Source organism: Chryseobacterium sp. 1B4 (genome assembly GCF_036631475.1).
In the GTDB taxonomy this organism is placed as follows: Bacteria; Bacteroidota; Bacteroidia; order Flavobacteriales; family Weeksellaceae; genus Chryseobacterium.
The window spans coordinates 235237-256815 of the sequence record NZ_JAPNUF010000008.1; the positions used below are offsets into that span (position 1 = coordinate 235237).

General features: G+C 38.1%; 19 protein-coding genes and 6 pseudogenes. 10 read left to right on the forward strand and 15 right to left on the reverse strand.

The genetic code is table 11. From position 1 onward, the window contains the following. Nucleotides 1–14: 14 nt before the first annotated feature. The 9 genes and pseudogenes from OWR28_RS17250 to queA form a co-directional block, all read right to left on the reverse strand. Nucleotides 15–2444, reverse strand: a pseudogene (locus OWR28_RS17250) (alpha-ketoacid dehydrogenase subunit alpha/beta). A gap of 638 nt (nt 2445–3082) precedes the next feature. Next, nucleotides 3083–3859: a hypothetical protein gene (locus tag OWR28_RS17255; protein WP_332387721.1), complete on the reverse strand. Its 777-nt coding sequence runs from the start codon at nt 3857–3859 to the stop codon at nt 3083–3085. Nucleotides 3860–4133: 274 nt separating this feature from the next. Further along, nucleotides 4134–5107 (reverse strand): annotated as a pseudogene (locus tag OWR28_RS17260) (polyprenyl synthetase family protein). A 273-nt stretch (nt 5108–5380) separates the two neighbouring features. Further along, nucleotides 5381–6052: a hypothetical protein gene (locus OWR28_RS17265; RefSeq protein ID WP_332387722.1), complete on the reverse strand. Its 672-nt coding sequence runs from the start codon at nt 6050–6052 to the stop codon at nt 5381–5383. Nucleotides 6053–6323: 271 nt separating this feature from the next. Beyond that, a complete protein-coding gene (locus tag OWR28_RS17270) occupies nt 6324–6518 on the reverse strand; it encodes a hypothetical protein (RefSeq protein WP_332387723.1) in 195 nt (64 codons plus the stop codon). Continuing rightward, nucleotides 6479–6969: pseudogene (locus tag OWR28_RS17275) on the reverse strand (sterol desaturase family protein). The gene OWR28_RS17270 and the pseudogene OWR28_RS17275 overlap by 40 nt, the downstream one beginning before the upstream one ends. Next, nucleotides 6888–7271: a hypothetical protein gene (locus tag OWR28_RS17285; RefSeq protein ID WP_332388070.1), complete on the reverse strand. Its 384-nt coding sequence runs from the start codon at nt 7269–7271 to the stop codon at nt 6888–6890. Before OWR28_RS17285 ends, OWR28_RS17275 begins: the two are co-directional and overlap by 82 nt. Nucleotides 7272–7344: 73 nt before the next feature. Continuing rightward, nucleotides 7345–8378: pseudogene (gene rlmN, locus OWR28_RS17290) on the reverse strand (dual-specificity RNA methyltransferase RlmN). A gap of 76 nt (nt 8379–8454) precedes the next feature. Further along, nucleotides 8455–9502, reverse strand: a pseudogene (queA, locus tag OWR28_RS17295) (tRNA preQ1(34) S-adenosylmethionine ribosyltransferase-isomerase QueA). A gap of 365 nt (nt 9503–9867) precedes the next feature. Here queA and OWR28_RS17300 point away from each other — a divergent pair. The 7 genes from OWR28_RS17300 to OWR28_RS17330 all read left to right on the forward strand — a co-directional run bounded on the left by OWR28_RS17300 (nt 9868) and on the right by OWR28_RS17330 (nt 14447). Then, the gene (locus OWR28_RS17300) at nt 9868–10560 is read left to right on the forward strand and encodes an AIM24 family protein (protein WP_332387726.1); all 693 of its coding nucleotides are present in this window, start codon (nt 9868–9870) and stop codon (nt 10558–10560) included. A 560-nt stretch (nt 10561–11120) separates the two neighbouring features. Next, entirely contained in the window at nt 11121–12518 is a 1398-nt protein-coding gene (locus tag OWR28_RS17305) for a Gfo/Idh/MocA family protein (protein ID WP_332387727.1), read from the forward strand. After that, on the forward strand, nt 12508–13275 hold the full coding sequence (locus OWR28_RS17310; RefSeq protein WP_332387728.1) for a sugar phosphate nucleotidyltransferase: 768 nt from the start codon (nt 12508–12510) through the stop codon (nt 13273–13275). The genes OWR28_RS17305 and OWR28_RS17310 overlap by 11 nt, the downstream gene beginning before the upstream one ends. Further along, nucleotides 13272–13421, forward strand: coding sequence for a hypothetical protein (locus OWR28_RS17315; RefSeq protein WP_332387729.1), 150 nt, complete (start codon nt 13272–13274; stop codon nt 13419–13421). The genes OWR28_RS17310 and OWR28_RS17315 overlap by 4 nt, the downstream gene beginning before the upstream one ends. Further along, the gene (locus tag OWR28_RS17320; protein ID WP_332387730.1) at nt 13412–13579 is read left to right on the forward strand and encodes a hypothetical protein; all 168 of its coding nucleotides are present in this window, start codon (nt 13412–13414) and stop codon (nt 13577–13579) included. Before OWR28_RS17315 ends, OWR28_RS17320 begins: the two co-directional genes overlap by 10 nt. Before the next feature lie 17 nt (nt 13580–13596). After that, nucleotides 13597–13899 carry a hypothetical protein gene (locus OWR28_RS17325; RefSeq protein ID WP_332387731.1) on the forward strand — a complete coding sequence of 101 codons (303 nt, stop codon included), beginning with the start codon at nt 13597–13599 and terminating at the stop codon, nt 13897–13899. An 89-nt stretch (nt 13900–13988) separates the two neighbouring features. Beyond that, the gene (locus tag OWR28_RS17330; protein ID WP_332387732.1) at nt 13989–14447 is read left to right on the forward strand and encodes a phosphotransferase; all 459 of its coding nucleotides are present in this window, start codon (nt 13989–13991) and stop codon (nt 14445–14447) included. Between the two features lie 161 nt (nt 14448–14608). On the opposite strand, the gene OWR28_RS17335 is transcribed toward OWR28_RS17330, so the two are convergent. The 6 genes and pseudogenes from OWR28_RS17335 to OWR28_RS17360 form a co-directional block, all read right to left on the reverse strand. Then, entirely contained in the window at nt 14609–14920 is a 312-nt protein-coding gene (locus OWR28_RS17335; RefSeq protein WP_332387733.1) for a hypothetical protein, read from the reverse strand. A gap of 78 nt (nt 14921–14998) precedes the next feature. Continuing rightward, nucleotides 14999–15307, reverse strand: coding sequence for a hypothetical protein (locus tag OWR28_RS17340; RefSeq protein ID WP_332387734.1), 309 nt, complete (start codon nt 15305–15307; stop codon nt 14999–15001). A gap of 73 nt (nt 15308–15380) precedes the next feature. After that, nucleotides 15381–15872 carry a DNA-deoxyinosine glycosylase gene (locus tag OWR28_RS17345; RefSeq protein ID WP_332387736.1) on the reverse strand — a complete coding sequence of 164 codons (492 nt, stop codon included), beginning with the start codon at nt 15870–15872 and terminating at the stop codon, nt 15381–15383. A gap of 534 nt (nt 15873–16406) precedes the next feature. Then, nucleotides 16407–18397 (reverse strand): annotated as a pseudogene (locus OWR28_RS17350) (S9 family peptidase). A gap of 281 nt (nt 18398–18678) precedes the next feature. Beyond that, nucleotides 18679–19023, reverse strand: a complete 345-nt coding sequence (locus OWR28_RS17355) for a phage holin family protein (RefSeq protein ID WP_114821738.1) — start codon at nt 19021–19023, stop codon at nt 18679–18681. Nucleotides 19024–19142: 119 nt separating this feature from the next. Next, on the reverse strand, nt 19143–19565 hold the full coding sequence (locus tag OWR28_RS17360; RefSeq protein WP_332387737.1) for a PaaI family thioesterase: 423 nt from the start codon (nt 19563–19565) through the stop codon (nt 19143–19145). Between the two features lie 433 nt (nt 19566–19998). Between OWR28_RS17360 and OWR28_RS17365 the strand changes: the two genes are divergently transcribed. From OWR28_RS17365 to OWR28_RS17375, 3 genes are all read left to right on the forward strand, one after another. Next, nucleotides 19999–20787, forward strand: a complete 789-nt coding sequence (locus tag OWR28_RS17365) for an AraC family transcriptional regulator (RefSeq protein WP_332387738.1) — start codon at nt 19999–20001, stop codon at nt 20785–20787. A gap of 178 nt (nt 20788–20965) precedes the next feature. Beyond that, nucleotides 20966–21286, forward strand: a complete 321-nt coding sequence (locus OWR28_RS17370; protein WP_332387739.1) for a hypothetical protein — start codon at nt 20966–20968, stop codon at nt 21284–21286. Beyond that, nucleotides 21259–21456 carry a hypothetical protein gene (locus tag OWR28_RS17375; RefSeq protein ID WP_332387740.1) on the forward strand — a complete coding sequence of 66 codons (198 nt, stop codon included), beginning with the start codon at nt 21259–21261 and terminating at the stop codon, nt 21454–21456. Before OWR28_RS17370 ends, OWR28_RS17375 begins: the two co-directional genes overlap by 28 nt. Nucleotides 21457–21579 lie beyond the last annotated feature (123 nt).

Below are 21579 nucleotides of genomic sequence, written 5' to 3' on the forward strand. Positions count from 1 at the left end.
ATCTGAAATCTCACTTAAAATATCGCAGGATATTTCTGAGGATTTGATTCATTAAACATAGCGTAGATCTTTTCTACCATATCGTCTGCAGACGGCTTACTGAAATAGTCACCATCACTTGCATAAGCAGGTCTGTGATCATTGGCAGAGATCGTCAACGGATCTGAATCCAGATATCTGAATGCTTTCTGTTTTTCAAGGATCTGTTGCAGGATGTATCCGGTAGTTCCTCCTTCCACATCTTCGTCAATCACTACTAATCTGTTGGTTTTCTTAACGCTTTCAGCAATTTCATGAGATAAATCGAAAGGAATCAATGACTGGATATCAATTACTTCTGCAGAAATTCCCAGTTTTTCCAATTCATTGGCAGCTTCAGTTACAATTCTCCATGTAGAACCGTAGGTTACCAGAGTAACGTCTTTCCCTTCTTTAGTAACCTCAATTTTACCTACCGGAACAGTGAATTCACCTAAGTTATCCGGCTGCTTTTCTTTCAGTCTGTATCCGTTCAGACATTCTACAATGATTGCAGGTTCGTCAGCCTGAAGCATTGTGTTGTAGAATCCTGCTGCTTTTGTAGGTTCCTAGGCACCAATACCAGAATGCCTTTTGAAAGGTTCAGGATTCCTGCCATTGGAGAACCTGAATGCCAGATTCCTTCTAATCTGTGCCCTCTGGTTCTGATGATCAATGGAGCTTTCTGACCTCCTTTGGTTCTGTAGTGTACTGTTGCCAGATCATCGCTCATTCCCTGCAGACAGTAAAGAACATAATCTAAATACTGGATTTCTGCGATGGGTCTTAAACCTCTCATCGCCATACCAATTCCTGTCCAGAATCGTTGCTTCACGGATTCCGGTATCGGCGATACGTAAAGCGCCATATTTCTCCTGCATTCCTTCCAAGCCCTGGTTGACGTCACCGATGTTTCCGGTATCTTCACCAAAGATCAGTGTTTCAGGATATTTTTCAAAAATTTTATCAAAGTTATTTCTGATGACCACTCTTCCGTCCACTTCTTCAGAACTGTCGGAATATACAGGTTTGATTTCCTGAACATTTTCAGCCTTCCATTGAGACTGAGAATATAAGTGAGAAGAATAGTTGTCTTTTTCAACGGCAGCTACTTCATTGTATTTCTGCATCAGTTGAGCTCTTTCTGCAGAGTTTGTTCCTCTTGTCGCCAGTAATGTTTTTCTTACCAGGTGGAAGATATCTTTTTTAGCTTTTGAAACCAGTTTGTTGAACTGAGCAATATAAGCTTCCACTTCAGCATTCTGTCCTTTAAGATTTTCTACTAAAGGTAAAATAGACTGTGTAAGTTCTGAAATGGCCTTCTGATAATTTTCCCAGGCTGTTTTCTGACCTGCTTTTGCTGCTTTTTTAGCTTCTTCATCAATGACGTCCAGCTCTTCAGCAGTGGCAATTACTTCTTCCTTCCCATCAATTTCGATAGAATAATTCAGGATCCATTCTTTGAATTTCACTAATCCGTCGAACTCAGCTTCCCAGGCAAGACGTGCTTCATTTTTATATCTTTCGTGAGATCCGGAAGTAGAGTGTCCCTGAGGCTGGGTAACATCAACTACGTGCACTACCACCGGTACACTTTCTGTTCTTGCAAAATGTTCTGCCCTTGCATATGCATCCAATAATGCAGGATAATCCCACGCTTTTACCTGGATAATCTCACATCCCTGGTTCTCCCCTTCTTTTCTCTGGAAACCGCTTAACATTTCACTGATATCAGCTTTGGCTCTCTGATTTTTGGTAGGAACTGAAATTCCGTACCCGTCATCCCAGATGGAAACAATCATAGGAACCTGAAGAGCACATGCAGCATTCAGTGTTTCCCAGAAATGTCCTTCTGCGGTAGAAGCATCTCCAATGGTTCCGAAAGCAATTTCATTACCTTCTCTTGAGAATTTTTCTGACCCGTCAAATTTTACACTTTTATAAATTGTTGAAGCCTGTGCCAATCCCAATAATCTTGGCATCTGGCCGGCTGTAGGAGAAATATCGGAAGAAATATTTTTCTGAGCTGTCAAATCTTTCCAGCTCCCGTCTTCATGTAAACTTCTTGTTGCGAAATGCCCGTTCATCTGTCTTCCGGCTGAAGCAGGTTCTCTTTCCACACTTGTATCTGCATACATCTGTGCAAAGAAACTTTCTACTGTCAGAGCACTTATTGCCAATGCAAAAGTCTGGTCCCTGTAATATCCTGAACGGAAGTCTCCATTTCTGAAAACTTTCGCCATTGCAAGCTGAGGAAGTTCTTTTCCATCCCCAAAAATTCCGAATTTAGCTTTTCCTGTGAGTACTTCTCTTCTTCCGAGATAAGACATTTCACGGGAAATCCTTCCTAACCTGTAATCTCCAAGTATCTGATTTTTAAAATCTTGAAAGGATATTTGCTGTGTTTCAATATAGGTTGTTTGCATAGCTAAGTAAAAAAGTTTTTAATCTTCAAGTATTTTGCTAATATACACTTTTTAAATTAATTTTAATTTTTAATAATCTTTTTTAAAAATTTGATAATAAAAAAAATTGTGCTTTATTTTGAAAAAATGTAAAAGATGGAAAAAAATCACCTCACATCTTGAATGCATCCAGCAATCTTTTAGGGTTTTCATTGATTATTATTACCTCATTAAAAATCTCTAAGATCAGTCAGAGTACCTATTTGGACGAATTTGCAGGATTTGCCTGTATCCTTTTTGCCTGCAGCTGCTTCTTTTCGTTTCTAGCTATCAGAACAAAAAACGAAAAGCGGGAATATACGTTTGAGAACATTGCGGATTATTTATTTTTAATCGCTTTATTTTGTATAGTCCTGGCCGTTATTATTGTAACCCTGAAAATAATTTAATTTAAAATTTTCGCTCAATTGCATAATTCTGGAAATAAATAAGGATATCCAGACATCAGATCCGGGAATTTATTAATAAAATTTTTAGCTCTCGCTTCTGAATCAGTATCAGAATTTGAATATAAACAGAAAGTGTTCCGTATACAATTTCAGTTTCCCGAAAACATATACAAAACACTTTATCTGTTTAATTGTAATGTAGAGATAGACTTATATTTTCTGAACAGTTACATTGGTAACATTTCCACTTCCTGTAGATCCTGTTTCTGTTGCAATAATCGTTGAATTTTGATTAGGAGCTGCTGTAAAACGGATCTGATAGCCCGCTGTAGGAGCTACAATTACGGTTGTATAATTCATCAGTTCACCCACTGTTCCTGAAGAAGCAACTGCATTATAATGACTTCCCCTTCCCAGGTAATTAGCATCCGGTACAGGTCTGATGCCGATAAGCAGCTGAGTACCTGCCGGCATATTGGTAAAGCTTGCCTGTAACGTGACCAGATAATTCCCGGCCTGATTAAAGGTCAGTACTCCGGTTCCTGTATTATAAGAATAGAACGGAGAAGTTGCTAACGGTGTAGCGAATAATAAAGTCGTAATTGTAGAAGAACTGATGTTCTGGTTAGCCGCTAATCGTGCATGAAAGAGCGAATAAGCAGTAAAATCTATAGTCTTCAGTACTCCGGTAGCATCAGCTACGACAACCCTGTCAGTTCCTCCAATACCTACATTCGAATTAATGTTACGGATACGGGCATTTCCAGACGCCACATCCAATCTTTCAGTTGGAGAAATAGTTCCTATCCCTACCTTAGCACCTGAAGTGACACTAAAGTCATTATCCTGCTGAGCTGCGGAAGGAGCTCCCGTTACAGGATTGTCTTTAGATCCGTCAATATGAAAAGTTGCCTGGGGATTTTGAGTACCTATTCCTACTTGTGCGCACGTAAGAAAGCTTGAACTGATAGCACATGCTATCATCATTGTTTTGATTTTTTCATTATTTGTTGTTTTTTTGTAATAACAAATAAACAACATTTATATTGAAAATCAATGAATTATTAACAATTATTTCCGTTGAATTATGCAAAATATTAATTTACAGTAATTTACTAGGATAAAAAAACAAACTAATCACAACTCATTGAATTATTGAGAGATAGGACAATTTCCCTTTCGACAATAAAGATCCTTTACACCATGCAGGATTAAAGGAAACAGGAGAACAAAAATGTCAGGATTGATAAAAGTGTTACTGTCAGAATTTTCTTTCAATAACATAATCCAGCATAATATGCAGCGATTTTCTTGCTTCAGAATCGGGAAATTCATTGAGAATATCTTTTGCCTTCTGCTGAAAATCCTTCATAATGGTAATAGCATATTCCAATCCGCCGGAAGTCTTTACAAATTCTATAAGCTCTTTTACCCGTTTTGGATTGTTATTATAACGCTTTATGGTATCAAAATAATATTTTCTGTCCTTTTCGTTAGCTGTCTTAAGGGTATGGATTAGAGGAAGTGTCATTTTCTGTTCTTTAATGTCAATTCCAACCGGTTTTCCGATTACATTTGAACTTAAATAATCAAAAAGGTCATCTTTGATCTGGAACGCCATTCCTGTAAAGGTCCCGAAGTCCATCATTTTTTTGGCTAAAGCTTCATCTGCATTGTTAGAAAGAACCCTATTTCACAACAGGCTGCAATCAGCGTGGCGGTTTTCTGACGGATAATTTCATAGTAAACATCTTCCGTAATATCCAGTTTCTGGCTTTTTCAAGCTGGAGCAGTTCACCTTCAGACATTTCACGGATGGTTCTGGAAATGACTCCAAGCAGATCATAGTCTTTATGGTCCGTAGATAATAAAACAGATTTAGACAGAAGATAGTCTCCAACCAAAACCGCTATTTTATTTTTCCACAATGCATTGATTGAAAAGAAATTGCGACGCTTAAAGCTTTCATCCACTACATCATCATGTACCAGAGTGGCAGTGTGGATCAGCTCAATCATAGAAGCTCCGCGGTACGTCTTCTCCGTTACTTCACCCACCAGTTTCGCGCAAAGAAATACGAACATGGGACGCATCTGCTTTCCTTTCGTGGTAACAATAAAACGGGTTACTTTATCAATAAAGCTACTTTACTCTGCATTGATTCATAAAACTTCTGTTCAAAAGTTTCATTTCATCATTGATCGGTCGTTTAATCTCTTCTACAATGTTTGCCACAATCTGCGATGCTGGGTGAATAATTATTAATTCTCACAAAGATAATTTTTTCGCTCAATTTTAAGATAAAATTAATCTTTGAGTTGGTCTTTCGGGATAAAATAAAATGAAGGTTTTGTACTTCCCAACGGAGATCTGAATTTTCCCCTGAAATATAAATTCCCGATTCATCTGCACTTACCCTCAATCTGCCCCAGTGCAAGTGCTGTTCCAAGGTAATAATGTTTGGGCCTTTCTTTAAAAAATATTCCAGGTTCACTTTCTGTAAGATATCTAAAAAGATTTCCGTTTTCTGGTATACCCAACGAGATAAAGCTTTTTATCAAAGTAGGAAGCATCTGTAACTACAAAATTGGTTTTATAGGATTCTATTTTTACAGCATCCTGCTTCTCTTCTTTTTCAGGATCTATTAAGTAATGTGTGGTAGCTTTTGAGGACCATTCTTTGGTGAAAAGATGAATTTTCCCATTCAGATACATCATAGCTTCTGCGTCAAAATCTGTTTTTAAGTATCCTGATATATAATCATCCTGCTCCGGATACCGGAACTGTATTTTTTTAATCCGGCTGTTCTGAAGGCTGTCATTCTGGAAGGGTACCTTGTAAATTTCAAGATCTTTCCTCTTCCCATCATTGTTCCCGAAATCTCCGATATAAAAATGTGTACCGTCATTTGCAAGTGCCTCCCAGTCCTTATTGCCTGCATTGACTTTTAAAACTTTTACAATTTCCCCGGAAGTTTTATTGATTTCAAATAATTCGGGATCATTTCCACTGTCGTTGAATGTATACAGCTTTCCATTAAACAGATTCAGTCCGGAAGTTTCGCGGATCTTATCATCAAGATGGCTGATTCTGTATTTTTTAATTTTCAGAAAATCGGTTTGCTGTGAAAATGCAATGTGAGCAGTAACAAGGAAAATAATCAGCAGAAATTTTTTCATAAGACAAAAATAGGATTTTATTCTGAGCTGGTGAGTTGGGTAAGAGTGTTTGAGAGCCTGAATGAGATACGGGATTTCGGGATTCGGTTGGAGGTGAAAGTGTAGATTCCTACGGAATGGACAAACTAAGTACATCATCTATCCATACACTTTGCCATTCCGAAGAATCTACCTATTGTAATAGCCTTTGAAAACATGTCAATTCTAAAAATAGAAAAACGGACCAAATAGTCCGTTTTCCCCTTAGATTTCTATTGATTTAAATCAGAAGTTAAGCCGTTTTCTGCTCTTTCTGATTTTGCTGTTGTTCTTTTCTTTTAGCCTGTCTTGCAAAATATTCTTTCTGGTATTGCCTTACTGTTTTTCCGGTTCCGTCATGTCTCCATCCGGGTGAATTGAAAATATAATTGATTCTGTCTGTGAATTTTAATCCGGGCTGCTTAAGGTCTTTCCAGATTTTCTCCATTCGTAAAACAGCACCGTATCCGGTCTGTTATCCGGCATTTTTGGATAAATTCCATATTTTACAGGTACATTGGGGTCTTCTTTCTGAAAGGTTCCGAATATTTTATCCCAGATAATCAGGCACATTCCCATGTTTTTATCGAGGTATTTTACATTACATGCATGATGTACACGATGGTGGGAAGGTGTTACCAGAATATGCTCTAAAATCCCATGCTCTTCACTGTCTGAGTGTGTACCCATGTTCCATATACCTGCCCGATTGCATAAGCAACCATAATATGCCACGGATTGAATCCTAAAAAGGCAAGCGGTGAAAAATATAAATATCTGTAAAGCGGCTGTAATACAGGGCTTCTAAATCCTGTTGTCAGGTTAAAATATTCTGAGCTGTGGTGCGTAATATGAACTGCCCAGAATGCTCTGGAACGGTGATCCACATAATGCAGCACATAATAGGCAAAATCTGTGATGATAAAACAAGCCAGCAGATACCAGATACTAAGATCCCATGAGAAAATCCTGTGATGGTAAAAGAAAACATCACTCCCATGGCAAACGCCTTCATGATAAGGTCAAGGCCAAAATTCATCAATGCAAGATAAATATTGGTCGCAAGATCTTTCCCGCTGTACAACTTAGCTTCTGAAACGTGGCTGTAAATCATTTCAGCTAAAATAACTGTAGCATGCAATGGGATAGCCCATGCATACACATTTTCCAGCCCGTCCTCGCTCATAAGAAAATCCATCATCACAAAATAATTTGTGCAAAGGTAGGGTTTTAACCTATTTTTTAAGAAAGTTTTAGGCTTTTTTAAGGAAATTTTAATCTGTAGTTTTATTGGCCAGTTGTCCGCAGGCTGCATCAATATCACCTCCACGGCTTCTTCTGACCATTACGGTAATCCCTGCATTTTCAAGCTGGCGGATATAGTTTTCTTCTGCCTGTTTGTTGCACTGGTCATATTTTCCGTCCCCGATCGGGTTGTATTGAATCAGGTTAACTTTTGAAGGAACCTGTCTGCAGTATTTGATTAAGGCTTTGATATCTTCATCTCCGTCATTGATCCCTTTCCATACACAGTATTCAAAGGTGATAACAGAACCGGTTTTTTGGTACCAGTACTGAAGAGCCTCCATAATATCCGTCAACGGAAATTTATCGGAGAAAGGCATGATTTCATTACGCTTGGATTCGATAGCAGAGTGAAGGGATAAGGCCAGCTTCACACGCAGCTCATCATCCGCAAGCATTTTAATCATTTTAGGGATACCGGATGTAGAAACGGTAATTCTCCTCGGAGACATTCCCAATCCTTCCGGCTGGGTAATTTTTTTGATCGCTTCCACTACGTTTTTGTAGTTCATCATCGGCTCTCCCATTCCCATAAATACGATATTGGAAAGCGGTCTGTCGAAATACATTCTGCTCTGACTATCGATCAGGGCAACCTGGTCTACAATTTCAGCGACTTCAAGGTTTCTCATCCTTTTCAGTCTTGCTGTAGCGCAGAATTCGCAGTTTAAGGAGCATCCTACCTGTGAAGATACACAGGCTGTAGTTCTTGTTTCTGTAGGAATAAGAACAGATTCCACCATCAGTCCGTCATGAAGTTTCACTCCGTTTTTGATGGTTCCGTCAGAACTTTTTGAAGAAGGTCTACGGAAACAGGATTAATGGTGTATTCTTCCGAAATTTTCTCACGAAGTGATTTTGAAAGATTCGTCATTTCGTCAATTGAATGGAGGTTTTTGCTCCATAGCCAGTCATAGACCTGCTTCGCACGAAACGGCTTTTCTCCTAAAGACACAAAGTAGTCTTTAAGCTGGTCTAATGATAATGTACGGATATCTTTCATTTCAGAAATAGGTTGCAGATTTTAGATGTCAGGTTGCAGATACTATTACCTGCAACCTGTTACCTATTATCTTTTATTATAGAATTAACATTGCGTCACCGTAAGAATAGAATTTATACTTTTCTTTACGGCTTCTTCATAAGCATGCATTACGAAATCTCTTCCGGCAAATGCAGCGATCATCATGATCAAAGTAGACTTCGGTGTGTGGAAGTTGGTGATCATTGAATTGGCAACTCCGAATTCGTGAGGAGGATAAATGAATTTATTCGTCCATCCGTTGAAAGCAGAGATTTTTTTGTTTGAAGAAACAGAAGTTTCCAGTGCTCTCATCGTAGTAGTACCTACTGCGCAAACTCTTCTGTGAGCTTCTACCGCTTTGTTGATAATAGCAGCATTTTTCTCATCGATGATGATCTCTTCAGATTCCATTTTATGCTTGGAAAGATCTTCTACCTCAATCGGGTTGAAAGTTCCCAATCCTACGTGAAGCGTAACTTCAGCAAAATTGATTCCCTTGATCTCCAATCTTTTCATCAAATGCTTAGAGAAGTGAAGACCTGCTGTAGGTGCAGCTACTGCTCCCTCTACTTTTGCGTAGATCGTCTGGTATCTTTCTGCATCTTCAGGCTCTACAGCTCTTTTGATATATTTTGGAAGCGGAGTTTCCCCAGTTCCTTTAATTTAGATCTGAATTCTTCGTAAGAACCGTCGAATAAGAATCTTAATGTTCTTCCTCTTGAAGTTGTATTATCAATAACTTCAGCTACCAAAGATTCATCTTCAGTGAAGAATAATTTGTTACCAATTCTGATTTTTCTTGCAGGATCTACCAAAACATCCCAAACTCTGGTTTCTTTATCAAGTTCTCTCAATAAGAAAACTTCAATTTTAGCTCCGGTTTTTTCTTTGTTTCCGTAAAGACGTGCAGGGAAAACCTTTGTATTGTTGAAGATGAACAAATCCTCTTCATCAAAATAATCCACTACATCTTTGAATAATTTGTGCTCGATAGTCTGTGTTTTTCTATCAAGTACCATTAATCTCGCTTCGTCTCTGTGCTCTGATGGGTGTTCTGCCAATAATTCCGCAGGAAGATCAAAATTAAAATCTGATGTTTTCATTTTTTAAATTACGGTTTAAAAATTACTGAAATTACAAGGTGTAATTTTCGGAGTGCAAATATACGACATTGAACACCCCTTTGTCAAGTATTATTTACAATCCGATATAAAACCGTGATTTTACGGGGAGTTTCAAGGGATAAAAAGAGTATTTTTGGGAAAATTAAAATTCAACATGGAATCTGTAAGCAAAATATACTTCACTGATAATCCGTATCCTGATGGTTATACATTGAAATATTCAATTGAACCAGACGAATTATTTAAAAATTAAAAAAGGCACAAATCTGAATCCCAAAAGTAACAAAAGAGCTTATAAACCCGACAAACTGAAACAATAACACTATAAAATTAAAAATATCATTATGAGCAAATATTCGATTGAAGCATTTATCAATGAAACGAAAGAAAATCCGCAGCAAAGAGATTATTTTGAACTGGAAACAAAACATCTCCTTGAAATCAACCTTAATAATCAGGCGGTATGGACAAAAAGAGGAAGTATGGTAAGCTATGTGGGAAATATCAATTTTGAAAGACAGGGAATGCTGTCCGGGGGAATTGGAAATCTTTTAAAGAAAGCCATCAGCGGTGAAGGAGCCAGGCTGATGAAAGCGGAAGGTACAGGAAAACTGTATGTAGCCGATTCCGGGAAGAAAGTCCGTATTTTATATCTGAATAATGAATCTGTCTGCGTGAACGGAAATGATGTTCTTGCCCACGAACAAAGTGTAAAAAGTGATATCACCATGCTGAAAAGTATTGCCGGAATGATGTCCGGAGGTCTTTTCCAGGTGAAACTTTCAGGAACGGGACACATTGCCATTACCACTCACGGAGATCCTCTTACACTGCTGGTAACTCCAGATACACCGGTATTCACAGATCCTAATGCTACTGTTGCATGGTCCGGAACCCTAAACCCGGAACTGAAAACCAATGTTTCTTTCAAAAGCCTTATCGGAAGGGGAAGCGGCGAAGAGTTTCAGATGAAATTCTCAGGACATGGCTGGGTACTGATTCAGCCTTATGAAGAAGTATATTATATGGAAAAATAAGATATCCAACTTAGAAGTGATTTAAAAATTCGTAATCAATACCATTGAAGCCAATGAATACTCTTATAAAGCTATTTCTCATGATCATTATACTGCCCAATATCAAAACAAATTGCCTTAAGAAAAGCCTGGATCAATCAACAGATTTCTATACGAAAGGATGTAAGGCTTAAATGACAAAAGAGTAAAACCGTAAAGAGGACGAAAAATAAAAAGATGAATGGAAATATTCTTCAGTATTTACACGTAGTGCTCCGAATCTCAAATCCTGTATCTCAAAAACTAAATATAATAGCTGGATTCCTACGGAATGACAATGTGGGCGGATAACGCTTAGTTTGTCCATTCCGTAGGAATCTACACTCTCACCTCAAACCCGAAACCCGATCCCTCATCTCATTCAAGCTCTCCTCTCCACCAATCTCGAAACCGGAAATAAAAACTTCCTCCCGAGACCAAATCCCGCATCTTAAAACTCCCTGACTCTCAAACCCTCCTACTTAATATCCGTCACCTCACCGGGATTTACAAAAGTTTTAATATATTTAGAAAAAAAATAGATGGACAACAGCAATTCCCGCAGGAACTTTCTTAAGACAGCAGCTTTAGCAGGCTTTGGAGCACTGGTTTTACCCAATTCTTTATTTGCTTATTCCAATGATTTTAAAACAGATAAAAAGGTCCGCGTCGGTTTTATCGGTGTAGGTCTACGTGGGCAGGAACATGTAAAATTACTGGCAAAACGTAATGATGTAGAGATTATAGCGTTTGCAGATCCGGAGAAAAGAATGCTTGCCGCTTCTCAAAAAATACTAAAAGACAATAATAAACCGGCTGCCCGGGAGTTTTCCAATGGAGAATATGACTATCGGAATCTTTTAAAATTAAAAACAATAGACGCCGTTGTTATTGCAACACCATGGGAATGGCATCTTACACAAGGTGTGGAAGCTATGCGTGCTAAAAAAATTGTGGGCATGGAGGTTTCAGGAGCCATAAAGCTTCAGGACTGCTGGGAATTTGTAAAGGTTTACGAAGAAACGAAAGTTCCTATCTTCATGATGGAAAATGTTTGCTACCGAAGAGATATCATGGCTATTCTGAATATGGTGCGTAAAGGAATGTTCGGGGAATTGATTCACGGAAGAGGCGGATATCAGCATGATCTGAGAGGCGTTCTTTTCAATGACGGTGTTAATCCATACAATTCCGGTGCTGAATTCGGAGAAAAAGGATTTAGTGAAGCAAAATGGAGAACTGAACATTATGTAAAACGTAACGGAGAGCTTTATCCTACCCATGGATTAGGTCCGGTTGCCATGATGATGGATATCAACAGAGGAAACCGCTTAACAAAACTGTCTTCATTCTCATCAAAATCTGTAGGACTTCATAAATATATTGTTGAACATCCAAAAGGTGGGGAAAATCATCCTAACGCCAAAGTCAAATTCAACCAGGGAGATATTGTAACCACTCAGATTGCCTGTGCCAACGGCGAAACCATCCTTCTTACTCATGATACAAGTTTACAGAGACCTTATGATCTTGGTTTCAGGGTTCAGGGAACTGAAGGCCTGTGGCAGGATTTCGGATGGGGAGATTTTAACCAGGGACATATTTATTTTGAAAAAACAATGAATCATACCCACCGCTGGGACAATACTGAAAAATGGATGAAAGAATATGACCATCCAATATGGAAGAAGTTTGAAAGCACTGCTGCAGGAGCAGGACATGGCGGAATGGATTTCTTTGTGATGAATACTTTTATAGAATGTATCAAACGAAATATAGAATTCCCTATGGATGTGTATGATCTGGCTCTGTGGTATTCAATTACCCCATTGAGTGAAGAGTCTATTGCCAAAGGCGGTCAGGTGGTTGATATCCCTGATTTCACCAACGGAAAATGGAAAACCCGTAAACCTGTATTTGGAATGACGGATGAGTTCTAAGAAGACATTACTTATACTGGCAGGCGGATTAGGAAGCAGGTACAAAGGGCTTAAACAGGTGGATGGAATACTCGGCAACGGTTCCCTGATTCTGGAATATTCTATCTTTGATGCCCTGGAAGCCGGCTTCCAGAAAGTGGTTATTATTGTCAACAAACTGATTCCTGAAAGTTATATTGAAAGGCTCAACACAATTTCAAAAGCTAAAAATTTTGAGCTGCATTGGGTATATCAGGAAATAGACAGCATTCCTATTTCACTGGAAGGTTTTGATTATCCTGACCGTGAAAAACCATGGGGAACTGCTCATGCTGTACTCTGCGCCAAATATTCAATACAGGAGCCTTTTGTAATGATCAATGCGGATGACTTTTACGGAAAAGAAGCCTATCAGCTGGCCGCCCATGAAATCAACCATCACCATATTTCAGATACACAGCTGGGAATGATTGCTTATCCTGTGGGCACAACATTGAGTGGTAACGGAGCCGTAGCAAGAGGAATATGTACGCTGGATTCAGAAAATTACCTGATCAGAATAGAGGAACAAACTTCTATTCAAAGAATAAATAACTCTATTGTTTACATTAAAAACGGCGAAAATATAAAACTGGACCCGGAAGCACTGGTGTCCATGAACTTTTTATTTTCCATCCTCATATCTTCTGTTATCTGGAAGCCTATTTCTATGATTTTATTGAATCTGACCCTCTGCCCAAACAGGAATTTTATATTCCTTCCGCTGTACAGAGAATGATGGATGAAGAAAGGGTAAAAGTGAAGGTAAAAGCTTCTCCTTCCCAATGGATGGGCGTAACGTATGCCGATGATAAAAAGGATATTAAAGATTTTCTGATTTCAGAGATCAGCAACAACAGATACCCGGAAAATTTATGGAGCTAAACGATATTGTTTTTGAATTTATCGGTACAGATCATTATAATCTTACTCCTGTTACTGACGGGCTGATCAATACCACTTACCTTCTGGAAGACAAAGATCACGGAAAAAGTTTATCCTCCAGAAAATTAACCATCATGTATTCAGACAGCCGGAGGTGATCGTCAATAATCATTTAATGATCAATGACATTCTCAGGGCCAATAACTATCAGTTTGAAATTATTGAACCTATTCCCTCACAGACCAATAAAATTCTGATAAAAGACGCGGATGGACATCCATGGCGCATGCTCAATTTTATAGAAAACAGTGTTACCTTTCTTACCGCTCCATCGTTACAAACGGCTTTTGAAGCAGCTAAAACTTTCAGTTATTTCCTTAACACCGTAAATAATACTGAAAAGCTGCCTACCGTTGAAGATCCGATTCCGGCTTTCTCAATTTTGAAAAAAGAATTACAGATTATAAGAGCTCGCTAAAAAATGCAGCACCTCATTTACAAGAAAACGCAAAGGCTGAAATAGAAATCACCAACCGGTTTCTGTCTTTGCCTGATCGATGGATAGAGATGGAGAAAAACGGTCATATTCCTAAACGGATTATCCATGCAGATGTGAAAATCAGCAATCTTCTTTTCGATCGGAAGTATCGTCCGCTAGCAGTAATTGATCTGGATACCACGATGATTTCTACTATTTTGTATGATTTCGGAACGATGATCCAATCCTATACCAATATAACCCATGAAGATGACGGAAGTGCCAGAAACAACTTCAATCCTGAAATGTATAAAGCGGTAAAAGAAGGTTTTCTGTTCCATTTAAAAGATAAACTGACCACGACAGAAACTGAGAGCCTTGACTATGCCGCACAGGTCGCTATTTACATCCAGGAACTTCGTTTTTTGACCGATTATCTGAATGGCAGTATTTATTATGCTACAAAATATCCTGAACATAATTTAGACCGGACGAAAAATCAGCTGGAACTGTTGAAAGGATTAAGGGAATATTTAGAGAGTGAATGATTTTTAGCCCTATCTTTCTCATTAAGATTACATACTATATTTAGATTCCTGCGGAATGACAAAGTGTATGCATAAATAAAGCGCTCTGTTTGTCATTCCCTAGGAATCTATTCGTTTACAATTTCAGCACTCTAACTCATAACCCCTCTACTCTCAAACGCTCAAACTAAAAACTCCAATATTCTCTTCCATTCTTCCAGTTTCTTTTCAAAGGAAACGGTGTGAAGCGGACTTGTGGAGGGCAATAAAAAGGGTAATTTATAATTTTTTCCCAGCAGCTTTTGTAAGTTTTTGTAAGACTTCCCGCCATTGCAGAAAATGGCTTTGATGTTCGGATGTTCTTCCAGCAGTTCCGCAATCTGATTGGCTTCTTCGTTCCTGATTTCAGAATCCAGGCTTCCTTTTCTCTCGCAGGAATCAATCACATCCCAAAGGACAAAGTGTATGCATAAATAAAGCGCTCTGTTTGTCATTCCCTAGGAATCTATTCGTTTACAATTTCAGCACTCTAACTCATAACCCCTCCACTCTCAAACGCTCAAACGCTCAAACTAAAAACTCCAATATTCTCTTCCATTCTTCCAGTTTCTTTTCAAAGGAAACGGTGTGAAGCGGACTTGTGGAGGGCAATAAAAAACGGGTAATTTATAATTTTTTCCCAGCAGCTTTTGTAAGTTTTTGTAAGACTTCCCGCCATTGCAGAAAATGGCTTTGATGTTCGGATGTTCTTCCAGCAGTTCCGCAATCTGATTGGCTTCTTCGTTCCTGATTTCAGAATCCAGGCTTCCTTTTCTCTCGCAGGAATCAATCACATCCCAAAGGACAAAGTGTATGCATAAATAAAGCGCTCTGTTTGTCATTCCCTAGGAATCTATTCGTTTACAATTTCAGCACTCTAACTCATAACCCCTCCACTCTCAAACGCTCAAACGTTCAAACTAAAAACTCCAATATTCTCTTCCATTCTTCCAGTTTCTTTTCAAAGGAAACGGTGTGAAGCGGACTTGTGGAGGGCAATAAAAAGACGGGTAATTTATAATTTTTCCCCAGCTGTTTTTGTAAGTTTTTGTAAGACTTCCCGCCATTGCAGAAAATGGCTTTGATGTTCGGATGTTCTTCCAGCAGTTCCGCAATCTGATTGGCTTCTTCGTTCCTGATTTCAGAATCCAGGCTTCCTTTTCTCTCGCAGGAATCAATCACATCCCAAAGGGCAATATGATGTTTCTTTATGGTCTCGATTCTTTGGATGTAATCATCCGTAAAGTCTTCATTCAGCAATTCAAAAATGATTTTCCAGAATTTGTTTTGAGGATGGGCATAATACTGCTGCTTTTCCAATGATTTCACTCCGGGAATTGATCCTAAAATCAGAATTTCAGACTGGGCGTCAATAATGGGTGGAAATGAAGAAATACGCTTTTGCATATTCAAATATAGAGATTTTATTTATTTTTAATGAGGCTGGAAGCTGGGAGCTTGAAGAAGGAAGCTATTAAGGTTTTGGCGAAAGCCATCGGAATTTTCAACCATAAAAAAACGGGTTGTCCAAATTTTCATCTTTTTAAACAGTGATATCATTAATTTAGGACAACCTCTATAAATATTAAGATTGACAGCAACTTCCAGCCTCATTCTTCCAGCTTCCAATAGCCTGAATTTAATTTCCTAAACCCAACTGAGTTTATCTAAGTTTTGGCGAAAGCCATCGGAATTTCCAACCATAAAAAAACGGGTTGTCCAAATTTTCATCTTTTTAAACAGTGATATCATTAATTTAGGACAACCTCTATAAATATTAAGATTGACAGCAACTTCCAGCCTCCTTCTTCCAGCTTCCAATAGCCTGAATTTAATTTCCTAAACCCAACTCAGTTTATCTAAGTTTTGGCGAAAGCTATCGGAATTAATCATAAAAAAACGGGCTAAAGCCCGTTTAATTGATATTTTATATTGTTTGTCTTATAAAGTTTCCTTCAGCCAGTCGAAGAATTCTCTCTGCCATACCAGTCCGTTTTGTGGATGAAGCACCCAGTGGTTTTCGTTCGGGAAGTATACCAGTTTAGATTTTAATCCTCTTAATTTTGCAGCCTGGAAAGCTTCCTGCCCCTGTTCGTAAGGAACACGGAAATCAATTCCCCCTGAACGATCATGATCGGTTTGTTCCATTTCTCTACGAAGTTGCTTGGATTAAATTCTGTGTACGCTTTTGGAAGCGGCTTTTCCCAAGGTGAACCAAGATCCCAGTTCGCAAACCAAAGTTCCTCTGTCGTCAGGTACCATGATTTCATATCAAATAATCCGTCATGAGCGATAAACGTTTTGAACCTGTTCTCATGGATTCCAGCCAGCATAAACACACTGTATCCTCCGTAGCTGGCTCCTACTGCTGCTACTCTGTCACCATCTACGTACGGTAAAGTTTTCGCAAAGTCTGTAGCTGCCAGATAATCTCTCATTGGCTGTCCGCCCCAGTCCCTTGAGATTTCTTCATTCCATTTTGTTCCCCAGCCAGGCATACCTCTTCTATTTGGAGCTACCACGATATAATCGTTGGCTGTCATTAGGGCAAAGTTCCATCTTACACTGAAAAACTGAGTAAGAGCAGACTGTGGACCACCCTGGCAGTATACCAAAGTTGGGTATTTTTTATTCGGGTCAAAGTTTGGAGGATAATGGAACCAAACTCCCATTTCCTTACCGTCTGAAGTTTTCACCATTTTAAGTTCAGATTTCCCCTGAGCCAATTTAGCGTATGTTTCTTTATTAGCTTCAGTAACCTGCTTCATTTCTCCGTTTTTAACGTTTACAGAGAATAATTCTGTGGCATGGTTGATATCTGTTCTTCCTACTAAAAGTGAAGTTTTGTTGTCTGTAAAGATTTCGTTAACGTCAAAATCTCCTTTGGTAATCTGCTGTACTTTTGCTGTTTTTGAATCCAGTGAGAAAAGCTGTTTTGTTCCTCTGAATGCTGCTGTAAAGTAGATTGTTTTTGAATCTGCTCCCCAAAGTACATCTCCTGAAACACTTTCATCCCAGCCTGAAGTAAGATTTGTGATCTTCCCTGACTTCCAGTCCAGGATTTTCACATCATTTTTATCTGCTTCATATCCGTCTCTGGCCATGCTCTGCCAGATCAGAGATTTTCCGTCCGGGCTGAATTTTGGATTTACATCATATCCTTTGTTGGATTCAGTAAGGTTTTTGGTAGTCCCTGATGCCAAATCGTAAGCAAAGATATCGGTATTGGTACTGGTAGCATATTCCTTACCGCTTTTAGGTTTCGTAACATATAAAAGCTGTGCAGAATCCGGGCTCCAGATAAAGTCTTCAGCTCCTCCGAAAGGTCTTTGCGGGAATCCCATGTTTTCCTTCCAGAAGATCTTTAGCTCCTTCTACTTTATCCGAAGTATTCACTACAAATACATGGTTATATTTTCCTTCATTGAAGTAGTCCCAGTGTCTGTGGTTCAGGTCTGTGTATACCTGTGCTGTGGTTTTAGGAGTATCACTGAATTTGTCTTTACCCATTACTTTTTCCACCAGCACCTGCTTGCTGAAAGCTATTTTCTTTCCGTCCGGAGAAATGACAATATTATCTGCTTCCCCAATGGTATAGAATTCTGCCCATGTTTTTCCGGCATCTTTAGAAAGGTAGATTTTATCACCTTCCTGAGCATAGATTCCGTTTTTGTCCCACTGAATAAGTGCTTTTTTACCGAAATCAATTTTAGAAGACTGATGATTAAGAACATTCAGAAAATAGTTCTCGTTTTTTGTTTTTTCTGTTTTCAGATCTACCTGTCCTACTTTATAGATAAGGGAACCCTGATCCGGTGAAACTGCCTGTACTCCAACTTTTTCAAAGTCCAAAGGATTTCAGGCGTCATTACTTGTTGTGCATTCATTAAAAGCGGAGCTGCCAAAGCCAGCAGACTGTACTTAAGTTTCATATGTTGATATTCATTTTTTAACGGATGTAAAAATCAACTGATTTTTTAGCATCCTTTTATTAAATTCAAAGATTGCCAAAGTTAATATTTAAAATAAAAACGGACGAAAGAATTAACATTAAAATTTAAAGTAAGTGATTTATTAACAGGTAAATTTCATTAATTTTATAAAAAACAAACTCATAACCCTCTTCTATGAAAGTTTCTACTTATTTCGTTATGAAAAAATAAAAAAATCCGCTCAATAAGCGGATTTTTATTTAGATATGCAATGTTTTTAATTAATCTCCATCTGAGAACATTGAGTTTGCCAGAGAAGTTACAATTGACAGTAATATACTGAAGATAAATGCCCACCAGAAGCCATCTACTACCATACTGTCTATAAAATAGTCCGCTATCAGGACAATTGCGGCATTAATTACCAAAGCAAAGAATCCTAAAGTAAGAATGGTCAATGGAAGACCAAAAAGACTTAAAATTGGCTTTACAAATATGTTAAGAACCCCAAGCACAATAGCAAAGATAATGGCTGAAGAGAATCCTTCAAACTGTACTCCAGGTAAGATTTTGGTTAAAAGGTAAGCGACAATCGCAGTAATAAATAGTCGGATAATTAAGTTCATTGTGATATTTTTTAATGTTTATGGGGTTTGTGGAGCAAAAGCCATTCCATTCCGGAAAAAAGAATTCTTTGAAACCCTTTATGTAAGGAATATTCTGTCTTTTTATTTCCCTTGATACCTTATTTTATTTTCATCATGGTCACTAAGGAAGTCGCTACATGACTTTCCGATTCAGAACCTTCAGTCTGTACATAGATTTCCGTTCTCACCACAATGATTTTTCCTCCGCCTTTAATGACATAAGATTTTGAAACCAGAGCATCTCCCATTGCAGGACGAAGATAATTCACTTTCAGCTCAACGGTCACTACATAACAGTCCTCAGGATAATGGCTCACGGCTGCGTATCCTGAAGAAACATCCACTAAGGAAGCAATCATTGCCCCATTGAACATTCCTGCTTTTCTGGTCATCATTTCCATTTTGGGAATCTTCATGGATATAAAATCAGTTTCTACTTCCAGCAGTTCTGCTTTATAGAATTTCAAGGTTTCCGAGCGGCTGAAGCTGTCTGTAATGAGTTTTCTTTTCTCTGGTGTCATAGATTTGAATTTATATGTAAATTTAAACATTCATTTAAACAGTAAGGAATGAAAAGTGTAATTTTTAAAAAGCAGAAAAAAAACAATGTTGAAATGTCACATTTTCAGTCCAGGTATTCTAGATCGTGAAAATGTTAAATATTAAAGGTAAATATAAGGCTGGATTTCTGCGGAATGACAAATACAATGCTTAGTTTATCCGTACAGCTTATCTTCCGTAGGAATCCCGGTATAGTTTGGTTGGAAAACGCAAAGGCGCAGGTTATTTCTAAAGCCATATGCTTTTAAGGCGCAAAGATTTTATCTCCGGTAAAATGGTTATTATTTCAGGAAATTAATTAACTTGTTTCTCTTCAAAACAGAACTCATCAATTATGCTGAATGATTACAAAAAATACGAATTGTTTGGAAAACCCTGATCCAGAAAATTGATTTGAAAGCTCCGTTCAGATATGATTTTCCGGTTTCAGAGCAGGCCTGTTTTCTGTATGTAATCAAAGGTGAGTTTCAATATAGCACAGATGAGCAGAAATTCGACATTACTCCGGATTATTCTCTGCTTCTGAACTGTATCAGCGCAGGAAAGCATATTCAGCATTCAAAATCAGAAGACTGCAAGATCGTCATCGTTACTTTCTATCCGGATATCCTGAAAAAGATCTATGACAGGGAGCTGCCTTTACTACTGCAAAAGCCTGTCAATACGGTTTCTAACAAATCAAGCGGGAAAATAAATAATGATTTCCTGATTCAAAAATATATAGAAGGACTGCTTTTTTACTTTGAAAACCCTTCGCTCATTAATGAGGATATATTAATTCTTAAGGTAAAAGAGATTATGCTGCTGCTGGCCCAGTCACAGAATGCAGATTCAGTTCAATTGATTCTTTCACAGCTTTTCTCTCCCGCCACTTATTCTTTTAAGCAAATTATTGAAGCCAATTTATTTTCACAGCTCACAATCGAACAGCTTGCAGACCAAAGCAACCTGAGCGTATCATCCTTCAAAAGAGAATTTGCAAAGCTATATCATGATACACCTGCCAACTATATCAGAAATAAAAAACTGGAAAAGGCTGCCGAACTATTGTTAATATCAGATAAACGTATCACCGATATCGCTTTTGACTGCGGTTTTAATGATCTGGCCACTTTTACAAAAAACTTCAGCGATAAATATCATATTTCCCCGTCTGCATATCGTCTGGAACATAAAAAATAGCTGACAATATTTTATGCGATTAAGAGCATTTCCTTTACAATAAGAAATGCTTTTTCTGTTGAACCAAACTCTCAAATACTTGAACCAAATCACAAAACCATTCCGATATTTCTGCCGCAAATTTGTACCATCAGTTTCATGAGAAACTGAATGTGTATCAATTTAAAATCATCTCAATATGAATCTATCAGTTTTAGGAATTTTTCATACCGCTATCGGTATTGCTGCTCTTATAGGAGCTATTACAGGATTTATCAAATATGGTAAAATTGACCTGGCCCAGCGGTCGGGAAAAGTATATTTTTATACTACTGCCATTACATCACTTACAGCATTAGGAATCTCAAAACATGGCGGTTTTAATGCCGGGCATGTATTTTCGCTGTTTATCATCGTTTTGATCTCTGCTGCCTACTTTCTTTTTGCCCAAAAAAGAAAAGCAAGAAGGCCAGATATTTTGAAAATTTTTTATTGTCATTCAGCTTTTTCCTGTCATTAGTTCCTACTATCAATGAGACTTTCACAAGGGTTCCGATAGGCCATCCTTTGGCTAAAGACATCAAAGATCCGGTAATCGGACAGACTCTTCTTGTCTTTTTACTGCTTTTTATCATTGGATCAGTTTTTCAGTTTATTAAGCAGAAAAAAGCTAATGTTGAGATTTCTTGATGATTATGTGTTCAGAAAACGTAAAACCACCCCGTCAAAAATTCTTTGAATTTTTGCCACCCCTCCGGAAGAGGGGAATTTTTACGTCTTCAGCTGAAAAATTTGTAAATAGAATAAAGATTG

Coding starts and splice junctions, on each gene's coding strand:
- OWR28_RS17255 (WP_332387721.1), bottom strand. CDS start 3,859: ATGATGATAGCATGTGCTATCAGTTCAAGCTTTCTTACGTGCGCACAA.
- OWR28_RS17265 (WP_332387722.1), bottom strand. CDS start 6,052: ATGAAAAAATTTCTGCTGATTATTTTCCTTGTTACTGCTCACATTGCA.
- OWR28_RS17270 (WP_332387723.1), bottom strand. CDS start 6,518: ATGGAGAAAATCTGGAAAGACCTTAAGCAGCCCGGATTAAAATTCACA.
- OWR28_RS17285 (WP_332388070.1), bottom strand. CDS start 7,271: ATGATGGATTTTCTTATGAGCGAGGACGGGCTGGAAAATGTGTATGCA.
- OWR28_RS17300 (WP_332387726.1), top strand. CDS start 9,868: ATGAGCAAATATTCGATTGAAGCATTTATCAATGAAACGAAAGAAAAT.
- OWR28_RS17305 (WP_332387727.1), top strand. CDS start 11,121: ATGGACAACAGCAATTCCCGCAGGAACTTTCTTAAGACAGCAGCTTTA.
- OWR28_RS17310 (WP_332387728.1), top strand. CDS start 12,508: ATGAGTTCTAAGAAGACATTACTTATACTGGCAGGCGGATTAGGAAGC.
- OWR28_RS17315 (WP_332387729.1), top strand. CDS start 13,272: ATGATGGATGAAGAAAGGGTAAAAGTGAAGGTAAAAGCTTCTCCTTCC.
- OWR28_RS17320 (WP_332387730.1), top strand. CDS start 13,412: ATGGAGCTAAACGATATTGTTTTTGAATTTATCGGTACAGATCATTAT.
- OWR28_RS17325 (WP_332387731.1), top strand. CDS start 13,597: ATGATCAATGACATTCTCAGGGCCAATAACTATCAGTTTGAAATTATT.
- OWR28_RS17330 (WP_332387732.1), top strand. CDS start 13,989: ATGGAGAAAAACGGTCATATTCCTAAACGGATTATCCATGCAGATGTG.
- OWR28_RS17335 (WP_332387733.1), bottom strand. CDS start 14,920: ATGACAAACAGAGCGCTTTATTTATGCATACACTTTGTCCTTTGGGAT.
- OWR28_RS17340 (WP_332387734.1), bottom strand. CDS start 15,307: ATGACAAACAGAGCGCTTTATTTATGCATACACTTTGTCCTTTGGGAT.
- OWR28_RS17345 (WP_332387736.1), bottom strand. CDS start 15,872: ATGCAAAAGCGTATTTCTTCATTTCCACCCATTATTGACGCCCAGTCT.
- OWR28_RS17355 (WP_114821738.1), bottom strand. CDS start 19,023: ATGAACTTAATTATCCGACTATTTATTACTGCGATTGTCGCTTACCTT.
- OWR28_RS17360 (WP_332387737.1), bottom strand. CDS start 19,565: ATGACACCAGAGAAAAGAAAACTCATTACAGACAGCTTCAGCCGCTCG.
- OWR28_RS17370 (WP_332387739.1), top strand. CDS start 20,966: ATGAATCTATCAGTTTTAGGAATTTTTCATACCGCTATCGGTATTGCT.